The 12,336-nt window shown below is 56.9% G+C and carries 7 protein-coding genes, 4 pseudogenes and 1 other annotated feature; of the genes and pseudogenes, 6 read left to right on the forward strand and 5 right to left on the reverse strand.

What is annotated here, in order from left to right:
- Positions 1 to 118: 118 nt before the first annotated feature.
- Entirely contained in the window at positions 119 to 1,783 is a 1,665-nt protein-coding gene (gene ettA / locus SGP1_RS03705) for an energy-dependent translational throttle protein EttA (protein ID WP_011410263.1), read from the reverse strand.
- 407 nt (positions 1,784 to 2,190) lie between these two features.
- Between ettA and SGP1_RS03710 the strand changes: the two are divergent.
- Positions 2,191 to 3,849 (forward strand): annotated as a pseudogene (locus SGP1_RS03710) (transglycosylase SLT domain-containing protein).
- Positions 3,850 to 3,903: 54 nt separating this feature from the next.
- Positions 3,904 to 4,233 carry a trp operon repressor gene (gene trpR / locus SGP1_RS03715; protein WP_011410264.1) on the forward strand — a complete coding sequence of 110 codons (330 nt, stop codon included), beginning with the start codon at positions 3,904 to 3,906 and terminating at the stop codon, positions 4,231 to 4,233.
- On the opposite strand, the pseudogene yjjX reads toward trpR, so the two are convergent.
- Positions 4,230 to 4,768, reverse strand: a pseudogene (yjjX, locus tag SGP1_RS03720) (inosine/xanthosine triphosphatase). The gene trpR and the pseudogene yjjX sit on opposite strands and share 4 nt — an antisense overlap.
- 49 nt (positions 4,769 to 4,817) lie before the next feature.
- Between yjjX and gpmB the strand changes: the two are divergent.
- Positions 4,818 to 5,443, forward strand: a pseudogene (gpmB, locus tag SGP1_RS03725) (2,3-diphosphoglycerate-dependent phosphoglycerate mutase GpmB).
- On the opposite strand, the gene robA reads toward gpmB, so the two are convergent.
- On the reverse strand, positions 5,440 to 6,309 hold the full coding sequence (robA, locus tag SGP1_RS03730) for an MDR efflux pump AcrAB transcriptional activator RobA (protein WP_011410265.1): 870 nt from the start codon (positions 6,307 to 6,309) through the stop codon (positions 5,440 to 5,442). The pseudogene gpmB and the gene robA overlap by 4 nt on opposite strands.
- 211 nt (positions 6,310 to 6,520) lie before the next feature.
- Here robA and SGP1_RS03735 point away from each other — a divergent pair.
- Positions 6,521 to 6,918, forward strand: a pseudogene (locus tag SGP1_RS03735) (CreA family protein).
- A 211-nt stretch (positions 6,919 to 7,129) separates the two neighbouring features.
- Here SGP1_RS03735 and arcA read toward each other — a convergent pair.
- The gene (gene arcA, locus SGP1_RS03740; protein ID WP_011410266.1) at positions 7,130 to 7,846 is read right to left on the reverse strand and encodes a two-component system response regulator ArcA; all 717 of its coding nucleotides are present in this window, start codon (positions 7,844 to 7,846) and stop codon (positions 7,130 to 7,132) included.
- Positions 7,847 to 8,629: 783 nt separating this feature from the next.
- Positions 8,630 to 8,863: a hypothetical protein gene (locus SGP1_RS03745; protein WP_041866614.1), complete on the reverse strand. Its 234-nt coding sequence runs from the start codon at positions 8,861 to 8,863 to the stop codon at positions 8,630 to 8,632.
- Positions 8,794 to 8,913: a sequence feature (Thr leader region), on the forward strand. It overlaps the preceding gene by 70 nt.
- 26 nt (positions 8,914 to 8,939) lie before the next feature.
- Between SGP1_RS03745 and thrA the strand changes: the two genes are divergently transcribed.
- Entirely contained in the window at positions 8,940 to 11,399 is a 2,460-nt protein-coding gene (gene thrA, locus SGP1_RS03750) for a bifunctional aspartate kinase/homoserine dehydrogenase I (RefSeq protein WP_011410267.1), read from the forward strand.
- Position 11,400: 1 nt separating this feature from the next.
- Positions 11,401 to 12,333: a homoserine kinase gene (gene thrB / locus SGP1_RS03755; RefSeq protein WP_011410268.1), complete on the forward strand. Its 933-nt coding sequence runs from the start codon at positions 11,401 to 11,403 to the stop codon at positions 12,331 to 12,333.
- Positions 12,334 to 12,336 lie beyond the last annotated feature (3 nt).

The raw sequence follows: 12,336 nt of genomic DNA on the forward strand, positions 1-12,336 counted from the left end.
AACGCCGGCACAGGGGCAAATGCCCGGCGCAGGATTGAACCCGCGGTGCAGGAGCAAACCCCGGGTGTAGGGGTAAACAAAAACGGCGCCTGCCGGCGCCGTCACAATGGGCTTAACGTTAAGCCATTTTTTTGTATTTGATACGGTGCGGTTGTAGCGCTTCCGCCCCCAACGTCCGCTTCTTGTACTCTTCGTATTCGGTGAAATTGCCTTCAAAGAACTCGATATTACATTCGTCCTGATAATCGATAATGTGCGTCGCAATGCGATCGAGGAACCAGCGGTCATGGGAGATAACCATGGCGCAACCGGGGAACTCCAGCAGGGCGTTTTCCAGTGCGCGCAGCGTTTCCACATCCAGATCGTTGGTCGGCTCATCGAGCAACAGCATATTGCCGCCCACCTGTAGCAACTTGGCCAAGTGGACGCGGCCGCGTTCGCCGCCGGACAACTCACCAATCCGTTTCCCCTGATCCACGCCTTTGAAGTTGAAACGGCCGACGTAGGCGCGGCTCGGCAGCTCAAAATTACCGATGCGCATAATATCCTGGCCGCCGGAGATCTCCTCCCACACTGTTTTACTGTTGTCCATACTGTCGCGGAATTGGTCCACCGAGGCAAGCTGTACCGTATCCCCCAGCGTGATGCTGCCGCTGTCCGGTTGCTCCTTGCCCGACAATAGCCGGAACAGCGTGGATTTACCGGCGCCGTTGGGGCCGATGATGCCGACTATTGCCCCTTTAGGCAGGGAGAAAGACAAATCGTCGATCAGTAGTCGGTCGCCGTAAGATTTGCGCAGCTGACTGACTTCCAGCACTTTGTCACCCAGACGGGGACCGGGCGGGATAAACAATTCGCTGGTCTCGTTGCGTTTTTGGTAATCGACATTATTGAGTTCTTCAAAACGCGCCAGGCGGGCTTTCCCTTTCGACTGGCGGCCTTTCGCGTTCGAGCGTACCCACTCCAGTTCCTTTTCGATGGACTTGCGGCGCGCCGCCTCGGATGAGGCTTCCTGCGCCAGGCGCTGATCCTTTTGCTCGAGCCAGGATGAGTAATTCCCTTCCCAAGGGATCCCCTCACCGCGATCCAGCTCCAGGATCCAGCCGGCGACGTTATCCAGGAAATAGCGGTCATGGGTAATCGCCACCACGGTGCCTTCATAGTCGTGCAGGAAACGTTCAAGCCAGGTGACGGATTCGGCGTCCAGATGGTTAGTGGGTTCGTCGAGCAGCAGCATATCGGGTTTTTCCAGTAACAACCGGCAAATCGCTACCCGCCGGCGCTCACCGCCGGACAAGGTGCCGATTTTGGTATCCCAGGGCGGCAGGCGCAGCGCGTCGGCGGCACGTTCCAGCTGGTTGTCCAGATTATGGCCGTCGTGGGCCTGGATGATGGCTTCCAGCTCCCCCTGCTCCTTCGCCAGTTTATCGAAGTCGGCGTCCGGCTCGGCATAGGCGGCGTACACCACGTCCAGACGGGACAGCGCCTGCTTGACGTCCGCCACGGCGGTTTCTATTTCTTCGCGCACGGTTTTTTCATTATCGAACCGAGGCTCCTGGGGCAGGTACCCGATATTGATGCCCGGCTGAGGTCGCGCCTCGCCTTCGATATCGGTGTCGATGCCGGCCATGATGCGCAGCAGCGTCGATTTCCCCGCGCCGTTGAGACCCAGCACGCCGATTTTGGCGCCGGGGAAGAAACTCAGCGAAATATTTTTCAGGATATGCCGTTTCGGCGGAACGATTTTGCCGACGCGGTGCATAGTGTAGACGAATTGAGCCACGTTGCGATAAGCCTCATGTTAACGGGTTTTTGCCTGTCCCGCGGATTGGCGGGAAATAGCGTGGCGGGGCCACGCCAGTGCTGCGATAACGCAGTTTAGCCCGTTTCGGCGCGTAATCACAGCCTGACCGGCAACGGCAACGCCGGCGCGCGCGGTTAGGACGCAGGGGGCGGTTTTCTGATGGCGCTGGGCTGTAAAACTACGTAAATCGCCGACTTTAGCCCGTCTGGCGGTCGCAGTTTGCTATATTAATGCATAAAAACATTAATTAATAAACAATGTTTGTATTCTCACGTGTGGCTGGCGCGATTCCGCCAGCGTGTCTAGCATGTGAACGGAACCCGGTCGGTCAAGCGCGCAACGAAGTCCCCCCAGTGGGACGGGTAATCAGCTGAGGATGTGTAGAGATGGTCAAGGTGGACAAATGGCGGTTGTGGGTAGCGGCAATCGGGATGATGGCGCTGCCTTTGCTGGCGCAGGCGGATTCCATTGATGCCCAGCGGCAGCGCTATCTGCAGGTGAAGCAGGCTTGGGACGCGTATCAGATGGACGTGGTGGCGCAATTGCTGCCCACGCTGCGTGATTACCTGCTGTATCCCTATTTGGCATACCGGCAGCTCTCGCAAGATCTCTCCCAGGTCAGTCCCGATCAAATCAATGCTTTTACCGAGGCCTACCCGACGCTGCCGCCGGCCCGTTCGTTGCGCGCGCTATGTCAACGAACTGGAGAATCGCCAGGACTGGTATAGCTTGTTGGCTTTCAGCCCCCAACCGCCTAAACCGGTGGCGGCGCGCTGCAATTATTATTACGCCAAATGGGCTACCGGCAAGCCGCAGGAGGCCTGGGACGGCGCGCGCGATATCTGGCTGAACGGCCATTCTCTGCCGGACAGCTGCAACAAGCTGTTCGGCGCCTGGGATCAGGCCGGCGAACGCAGCCCGCTGGCGACACTGGAACGGATCCGGCTGGCGATGAACGAGGGTAATACCAGCCTGGTTAATTACCTGTCGAAACAGTTGCCTGCCGAATACCAGACCATGGGGAATGCGCTGACGGCGCTACAGGATAACCCGGCGACGCTGGCGGATTTCGCCCGCAGCGTCGGCCCCACTGATTTGACCCGCCAGGCGACGCAGATAGCCTTCACCCGTCTGGCCCGTAGCGATGTGGAAAACGTCCGTTCCCTGATCCCGATTGTGGCGCGCGCGCAGAAAATGCGTGACAGCGAGCGTCTGGCGCTGGAAGAGAGCGTCTCCTGGCGGCTGATGGGGACCGATGCCAACCCTGAACAAGCGCGCTGGCGCGACGGCGTTATCCTGCGCGGTCACTCCACTGCGCTATTGGAACGGCGTATCCGCATGTCGCTGGGGCAGGGCAACAAGCAGGAGGTGCGCGCCTGGCTGGAGCGGCTACCGCAAGAGGATTGGCAAAAGGATGAATGGCTCTATTGGCGCGGGAGCCGGCTATCGCCCGGGTGCGCGAGTTGATGTATTGGAATATGGACAATTTGGCTCGCTACGCGTTTTTATAGCAGTGGCCGGATTTAAGCGTGCAGGCCACAATCAGCGGCAAGCTGTGGGACCATTTGGAAGAACGCTTTCCGCTGGCCTGGTACCAAACGTTTCATCAGGCGACTAACGATAAGGGGATAAGCCAGAGTTACGCCATGCCTATTGCCCGCCAGGAAAGCGCCTGGAATCCGAAAGTGCGTTCGCCGGTGGGCACTGCCGGGCTGATGCAATTGATGCCGGCCACCGCGCAGATGTTTAATATGGCGAACTACACCCAACCTGGCCAACTGTTGGATCCGCAAATCAATATTGCCCTCGGCACGGCCTACCTGGAGTATGTTTATCAGATGTTCGGCCGTAACCGCATCCTTGCCAGTATCGCCTATAACGCTGGTCCCGGCAGCGCCGACGCCATCGCCTTCATCGAGAGTATTCCATTTTCCGAAACCCGCAGTTATGTCAAAAATGTGCTGGCATATGACGTGTTTTACCGCTACTTCCTGCACCAGCCGGCGAAACTGCTGACCGACGCCGAGTGGCAGCGCCGCTACTGAGCGGCAAAAAGTATGATAAGCTACTGTACTAGTTTAATGGTATGGCGGTAGCTTATGAACGCGACATCTTCCACCCCCGGCGCGGGCGCCGAACGTCTGGAGCAGGACTGGCGCACCTTCGCCCGCCTGCTGGGCCAGGCCTATGACGACGAGCTGCACGTGCCGCTCTTGCAACTGATGCTCACCCCCGACGAACGCGAGGCGCTGGCGACGCGTATCCGCATTATTCAGGCCCTGCTGGCCGGCGATGTCAGCCAGCGGGAGCTGAAAAATGAGCTTGGAACCGGTATCGCCACGATAACCCGGGGATCGAACAGCCTGAAATCCGCGCCGCCGGAGCTGAAACGCTGGCTCATACAGCAACTGCGGGACACGCCGCTCTAATTGCGCGGTCGGCGTGGTTCCTGAAAGATAGCGTTATGGAAAGGCACCAACGCCAGTAACAGTGCTTGATGGTATACGCTACTGCGCGTCAGACGGCCTTCCGTGAAGACGCCAATAGCCCCGCCGCGGCGCTTTATGTTCTCAATACAGGTTAATTGTGCCATTTCATGACCCAATTCTCGCCCTTCTGCGATTCCCTGTAATATACTATTAGGTAACATTAAACTGGCGGAGCGCGATTCACCCCGCAGATGTGCATTTTCAATCACCATCCAGGCAAAGGTCATATTCTCTTCCACGCCGGCTTCGACGCCGACCCAGAAGTCCGCCTCCGGATTGACCTGGCGGGCGGCCATCACCCGGTTGCGCGCGCCGCTGCGGGTTTGATGATCGCCCATCGGCGCTGGGACGGCACGCCGCTGTCAACATCAATGCCCTCCACTCGGCAATTGCCCGCACCAAACGTATCGTCAAAAGCGTACTGAATGGCGTCAATCTTGGCCGGATTATGGGTGGCAGCGATTACATTGTACATAGTATCTGGTTAACTCCCGTCTCTTTCACGCAGTATAACGGAAAAAAGTATGTTACAGGTTTATCTTGTTCGTCATGGCGAAACTGAATGGAATGCGCTGCGCCGTATTCAGGGGCAATCCGACAGTGCATTAACCACCAAGGGTGAGCGCCAGGCGGAACAGGTCGCAGAACGGGCCAAATCATTGGGTATCACTCATGTTATCAGCAGCGATTTGGGCCGTACACGCTGTACCGCAGAGATCATCGCCGCCGGCTGCGGTTGTCCGATGACGGTCGATGCGCGGCTGCGCGAGCTGATATGGGGGTATTGGAAACCCGCGATATCGTGACCCTGACCGACGAGGAAGAAAACTGGCGTCGGCAATTGGTCAACGGCACCGAAGGCGGCCGCATCCCCGGCGGCGAGTCGATGACTGAAATGGCGACGCGTATGAATGCCGCCCTGAACGGCTGCCTGTCGCTGCTGGTCAGTCACGGCATGGCCCTTGGCTGTCTGATAAGCACCATTCTGGGGCTGCCGGCCTATGCCGAGCGCCGACTCAGGCTGCGCAACTCCTCCCTTTCGCGCATGGATTACCAGCAAAGCCCGTGGCTGGCGCCCGGTTGGGTGGTGGAAACGGCGGGCGATGTCTCCCATCTGGATATGCCCGCCCTGGATGAGCTACAGCGTTAACGCCTTACCGGAATCAAATACTCGCAGCGAATGGTGTGCGGCAGTTCCGCGTCCGGTTTGCGTTCCAGCGGAAAGAAGCGTTCGATATCGCATCCCTTACGGCGCACCAGGCTTTGCGACGGCAGGCAGGTGCCGTACAGCGCCAGGATAAAGTCCTGCAGGTCGTGGGGCGGGCCCTGGTAAATAAAGCGGGCGTATTCGCCGCCTTCCAAATGGATGTGCTCGCCGCCGTGCACATTTTCCGGCATATGCTGCGGTTCGATGGCGGTGGTGTAGAGCACTTCCTGCTCGTCATCCTTTTCCAGACTGGGCCGGGTATGGTTCAGGCCGTACAGGGTGGGAGGCAGGCATTTGGCCTCGCCGAGATACTGGCGCCAGAAATGGATGCGCAACTCGGTACGGAAACTGCTGAGCTGCTCAAGGGTGCAGGTATAGCTTTGCGTAACGCCGACCAGTTCTATCGCCGGCAGCCGGATGAACTCCGCCTGCGGCAGCGCGATGTGTTCCAGGCGAATCGGCGGTCTGATGCCGGCGGAATCCCACTCTTCTTTGCGGCGATACAGCGCCGGCGTCTGGGCGAACTGTTTTTTGAAAGCGCGGGTGAACGTCTGCTGAGAATCGAAACGATACTGCAGCGCGATATCCAATATCGGCCGGCTGGTCAGCCGCAGGGCCACCGCGGCCTTGGACAACCTGCGCGCACGAATATAAGCGCCGATGGCGTGGTCAGTCAATTCTTTAAACATACGCTGCAGGTGCCATTTGGAATAGCCGGCCTTGGCGGCGACATTATCCAGCGACAGCGGCTGGTCCAGATGGCTATCGAGCCAGCTTAACAGGTCACGAATGATACCGGCTTGATCCATAAGAATCCTCAGAAAGCGGTGATGGCGTCATTAGAAAAGTGTCGACGCATGATAGCAATAATCTGGCTAACAGATCGTAAAAGATTTAATGGCTTATTATTTATAGTTAATATTGACCAGTCCCGCCGACGTCATCGCGCCGGCGGCCCTTAAGCGCTATAGGAAATCATGCTACGACTATGAATAAAAAAATCGTTTTCGCCCTGATGGCCTGGGCCTGGCCGAGGAAGTTGGCTCCGTCGACACCGTGTTCAAGCTGTTCGGCCCGGATCACAAAATCGTGGTGGAAGCTTTTGACGATCCTGATGTCCCCAACGTGACCTGTTATCTCAGCCGTGCTAAAACCGGCGGCATCAGAGGCGGCCTCGGCCTGGCGGAAGGTACCTCCGATGCGGCGATTTCTTGTCAAGAGGTCGGGCCGATTACCCTGAGCGATAAAATCAAAAACGCACCTCGCTGATATTTAAGCGCCTGCAGGTGGTCCGCTTTTATGATCCCAAACGTAACACGCTTGTCTATCTGTCCTATTCGGATCGGGTGGTGGAAGGCTCGCCGAAAAATGCGCTGAGTGCGGTACCGATTATTCCCTTGGGCGAACAGGGTCCGTAACCGCTTTATCTGGCGTCATGTTTAAGGCGGCGTCACACTAGCCGGCGTTGGCCGGTAGTAAAACGCGTCGGCTTGCAACGAGGATGAGTGCTTGAGTCGGTCGAGGGATAGCGGGTGTAACGGGCGGCACCGTTCGGGGCGACGCGGAAACGTTTACCGGTGGGGATAATCGAACGCCCGCCCCTGGTGGGGAGGGCGCCATTGGTGAAACTTACTCTTCCAAATCGCCGCAGAAACGATACCCTTCGCCGTGTATGGTGGCGATGATTTCCGGCGTATCTGGCGTGGATTCAAAATGCTTGCGTATGCGACGGATGGTGACGTCAACGGTACGGTCGTGGGCCTTCAGCTCGCGGCCGGTCATTTTCTTCAGCAGCTCGGCGCGCGATTGGATCTTGCCGGGATTTTCGCAAAAGTGCAGCATGGCGCGAAACTCGCTGCGGGGCAGTTTATAGCTCTCGCCGTGAGGACTTAGCAAAGAACGGCTATTAATATCGAGCTCCCAACCGTTAAATTTGTAGCTTTCCACCACCTTGCGCTCTTCCAGGGCGCCGCCTAGATTCATGGTGCGGGACAGCAGGTTGCGCGCACGGATAGTGAGTTCGCGCGGGTTGAAAGGCTTGGTAATATAATCGTCGGCGCCAATTTCCAATCCGAGGATTTTATCCACCTCGTTATCGCGGCCGGTAAGAAACATCAGGGCAACGCTGGCATGTTCCCGAAGTTCTCGCGCCAGCAACAAGCCATTTTTACCCGGCAGGTTGATATCCATGATAACCAGATTAATATCATGTTCCGACAGCGCGCGGTGCATCTCTGCGCCGTCGGTAGCTTCATGAACCATATAGCCCTCAGCTTCAAAAATGCTTTTGAGGGTATTACGGGTGACTGACTCGTCTTCAACGATAAGAATGTGCGGGGTCTGCATGTTTGCTACCTAAAATTAACAACATAATTGAAAGAGGAGGTACTCAAGCCGCTGTCGTCCTTAACGGTAGCGGAGGAACAAAATGCATCCTCCAAGGCTTCGGGCCTAAGCACATCAACGTGCCCTATCGTGATTAACGCTTTGTTACCGGCGACGCTTACCTGTATATAGGATAGGACTTGATTTCTCAAGCTTAAATGCTGCATAGCTTACCCTTATTAACAACAATATAACAGCGTCAACCGAATTTACCACTCAAGAAAGTATCATTTTGCTGACGTATATCAAAATAAACCCTAACACCTGTGCCATTTCACTAGACGGGATTAACAGCGTGGCCCTTAAGATAACTTTAATGTCTCTTTATGTACCATTATCTTATATTGTTTAACTCGGTGCAATGAGAGGGGAGAAATAGCCCCAGCCGAGCGGCTGCCGGTCGTGTCAGAAGGGCGTTGAGCGCCTGCGGCGTGGCGTCTGAGCGGGCGCGTACGGATAACGTCTGCTATAATAGATAAACATTCTAATTGCGCGCTCAACGGCGGCGAATATTCTATTTCCCGCCGATGATTTTCCACAAATGACAATAGCTGTTGTTTAATAATGTAAGTGACTACCTAATTAACTCTTTTCGTCAGGGGTTGCCGTTACTCCCTGCGAGAGGGGCTGGGGAGCAGGCCGGTATGCTGTGGCGGGCATCATCGGCGGCCAAATTCTGACGGTGTTACCTGCCGTTATATCTTTCATTGATAGCATAACATGCTGGATAGGGGGTGATAAACATTACGGCGTGCCGACGGCGCGCCGGGATGTCAATATTGAACGCCACGGCATGCACTGCGCGCCGCCTGGCAAAAGCAGATATTCATTGACTTTAGCGCCTGATTGCTTTAACCAATAGGGTACTAACAAAAAAACAGTGATAACACCCACTACTATGCGTACTCGCTTCAGCCACAGCACCATTATTACCACCACCACCGATACCACCACGGGTAGCGGCGCGGGCTGACGCATACAGGAATCCAGAAAAAAGCCCGCACCTTGATAATGCGGGCTTTTTTTTAAGCTTAATTCAGGAGATGAAACAGAAATGCGAGTACTGAAATTTGGCGGTACCTCTGTCGCTAACGCGGAACGTTTTATCCGCGTCGCTGATATCCTCGAGAGCAATAGTCGCCAGGGACAGGTGGCGGCGGTATTATCCGCGCCGGCCAAAATTACCAATCATCTAGTCGCCATGATCGACCGCACGCTCAACGGCAGCGATATCCAGCCGAATATCCTCGATGCTGAACAGATCTTCAGCCGGCTGTTAGACGGTTTGGCCGCCGCGCAGCCGGAGTTTGATCACGCGGCGCTGCGTAGTGTGGTCGAGCAGGAATTCGCCCAGCTCAAGCAACTATTGCACGGTATTTCGCTGCTGAAATATTGCCCTGACAACGTTAACGCCGCCATCATCTGCCGCGGTGAAAAACTGTCCATCGCGCTGATGGAAGCGCTATTGCGCGCGCGCGGCTTCGGCGTGACGGTCATCGATCCGGTGGCAAAACTGCTGGCGCAGGGGGGGTATCTAGAGTCGACGGTGGATATCGCGGAATCTACCCGGCATATTAATGACGCCGCGATCCCCGCCGATCACATTATCCTGATGGCGGGCTTCACCGCCGGTAACGAGCGCGGCGAGCTGGTGGTGCTGGGGCGCAATGGATCCGATTACTCCGCGGCGGTGCTGGCGGCCTGTCTGCGCGCCGATTGTTGTGAAATCTGGACCGACGTGGACGGCGTGTATACCTGCGATCCTCATCAGGTGCCGGATGTACGTTTATTGAGTCAGCTTTCCTATCAGGAGGCGATGGAGCTGTCTTATTTCGGCGCCAAGGTTCTCCATCCCCGCACCATCGTTCCCATTGCTCAGTTCCAAATTCCCTGCCTTATCAAAAATACCACCAATCCTCAGGCGCCCGGTACCTTAATCGGGCCGACCAGCGGTGAGGAAGGCAATCCGGTCAAAGGTATCACCCATCTGAACAATATGGCGATGATTAACGTTTTCGGTCCCGGGATGAAAGAGATGATCGGTATGGCGGCACGGGTTTTTGCCGCCATGTCGCGCGCCGGCAGCTCTGTGGTACTAATTACCCAATCTTCTTCGGAATACAGCATTAGTTTTTGCGTGCCGCAGCATGAGCTGGCGGGCGCCCGTCGGGCGCTGGAAGAGGAATTTTACCTGGAACTCAAGGATGGCCTGCTGGAGCCGCTGGATGTTATCTCCCGCCTGGCGATCATCTCGGTGGTGGGCGATGGGATGCGCGCACAGCGCGGCCTGTCCGCCAAGCTGTTTGTGGCGCTGGCTTGCGCCAATATCAACATTATCGCTATCGCTCAGGGATCGTCCGAGCGTTCCATTTCGGTGGTGGTAGACAATGACAGCACCACCACCGGCGTGCGGGTGGCGCACCAGATGCTGTTCAATACCGATCAGGTTATCGAGGTGTTCGTTATTGGTGCGGGTGGCGTCGGCGGCGCGTTGATCGAGCAGATCCGCCGCCAGCATGCGTGGCTAAAAGGCAAACATATCGATTTGCGGGTGTGCGGTATCGCTAACTCGCGTGCGCTACTGACCAATGTGCACGGTATCGATCTGGCGAACTGGCAGGCGGCGCTGGCCGAAGCGCGCGAGCCGTTCAATCTGGGGCGGTTGATCCGGCTGGTAAAAGAGTACCACCTGCTCAACCCGGTCATCGTCGACTGCACCAGCAGCGAGGCGGTAGCCAATCAATATGCGGATTTTCTGGCTGACGGCTTCCACGTGGTGACGCCTAACAAGAAAGCCAATACCGCCTCAATGGATTACTACCATCAGATGCGCGCTGCAGCAGCAGTCTCGCGCCGTAAGTTCCTTTATGATACCAACGTTGGCGCCGGTCTGCCGGTTATCGAAAATTTACAGAATTTATTGAATGCCGGTGATGAGCTGACGCGGTTTTCCGGTATTCTTTCCGGCTCGCTGTCCTTTATTTTCGGCAAGTTGGACGAGGGGATGTCACTGTCGGCGGCGACGCTGCTGGCACGCGGCAACGGTTACACCGAGCCTGACCCCAGGGATGATCTTTCCGGTATGGATGTGGCGCGCAAGCTGCTGATTTTGGCACGCGAGGCAGGGTATGCCCTGGAGTTGACGGATATCGACGTCGAGCCGGTGCTGCCGGCGAGTTTTTACGCCGGCGGCGACGTGGACGCTTTTCTTGCCCGACTGCCGACCTTGGACGCTGAGTTTGCCGCCAGAGTGGCGAAGGCCCGCGCGGTAGGGCAGGTGCTGCGCTATGTGGGCAGCATTGACGAAGGGCGCTGTAAAGTCAATATCGAGGCGGTGGGCAGCAACGATCCGCTGTTTAAAGTGAAAGACGGGGAAAACGCTCTGGCGTTCTCAACCCGCTATTATCAACCGTTACCACTGGTGCTGCGCGGCTATGGCGCTGGCAATGATGTCACCGCCGCCGGCGTATTCGCCGATCTATTACGCACGCTGTCATGGAAGTTGGGAGTTTAACATGGTTAAAGTGTATGCGCCGGCCTCAATCGGCAACGTCAGCGTGGGATTCGACGTGCTGGGCGCGGCGGTGTCGCCTGTGGACGGGACGCTACTGGGGGATTGCGTCAGCGTATCCCGCGCCGACAGCTTTAGCCTGCAAAGCGCCGGGCGCTTTGTCGACAAACTACCGGCAGAGCCGGAGCAGAATATCGTTTATCAATGCTGGCAGCGTTTTTGCGAGGCGGTGGGGGAAACGGTGCCGGTCGCCATGCTACTGGAAAAAAATATGCCCATTGGCTCCGGTCTGGGCTCCAGCGCCTGTTCGGTGGTGGTGGCGCTGGTAGCGATGAATGCCCATTGCGGCCGCCCGCTAAACGATGATCAGATGCTGATGCTGATGGGGGAAATGGAGGGGCGCATTTCCGGCGGGGTGCATTTCGATAATGTCGCACCCTGTTTTCTCGGCGGCATGCAGTTGATGCTTGAGGAAAACGGCATCATCAGCCAGACGGTGCCGGGGTTTGACGACTGGCTGTGGGTGATGGCCTATCCGGGCATCAAAGTGAGCACCGCCGAGGCGCGGGCGATTCTGCCGGCACAATATCGTCGCCAGGACTGCATCAGCCATGGCCGTTATCTGGCGTGCTTTGTGCACGCCTGCCATACCCGTCAGCCGGCGCTTGCGGCTAAACTGATGAAAGATGTTATCGCCGAGCCCTATCGCACCCGACTGCTGCCGGGCTTCGCCGATGCGCGCCAGGCGGTGGGCGATATCGGCGCGCTGGCCTGTGGTATCTCGGGTTCGGGACCAACGCTATTCGCTATCTGCGATCGCCAGGACACCGCGTCGCGCGTCGCCGACTGGCTGACGCAGCACTACCTGCAAAACGACGAAGGTTTTGTTCATATTTGCCGCCTGGATACCTCCGGTGCCCGTTTGATGATGGATTAAATG

Origin of the sequence: Sodalis glossinidius str. 'morsitans', assembly GCF_000010085.1 — a bacterium.
Classification (GTDB): Bacteria; Pseudomonadota; Gammaproteobacteria; order Enterobacterales; family Enterobacteriaceae; genus Sodalis; species Sodalis glossinidius.

Bases quoted from the DNA above. Each gene is read 5' to 3' on its own strand.
- trpR (WP_011410264.1), top strand. From the start codon at position 3,904: ATGAACGCGACATCTTCCACCCCCGGCGCGGGCGCCGAACGTCTGGAG.
- robA (WP_011410265.1), bottom strand. From the start codon at position 6,309: ATGGATCAAGCCGGTATCATTCGTGACCTGTTAAGCTGGCTCGATAGC.
- arcA (WP_011410266.1), bottom strand. From the start codon at position 7,846: ATGCAGACCCCGCACATTCTTATCGTTGAAGACGAGTCAGTCACCCGT.
- SGP1_RS03745 (WP_041866614.1), bottom strand. From the start codon at position 8,863: ATGCGTCAGCCCGCGCCGCTACCCGTGGTGGTATCGGTGGTGGTGGTA.
- thrA (WP_011410267.1), top strand. From the start codon at position 8,940: ATGCGAGTACTGAAATTTGGCGGTACCTCTGTCGCTAACGCGGAACGT.
- thrB (WP_011410268.1), top strand. From the start codon at position 11,401: ATGGTTAAAGTGTATGCGCCGGCCTCAATCGGCAACGTCAGCGTGGGA.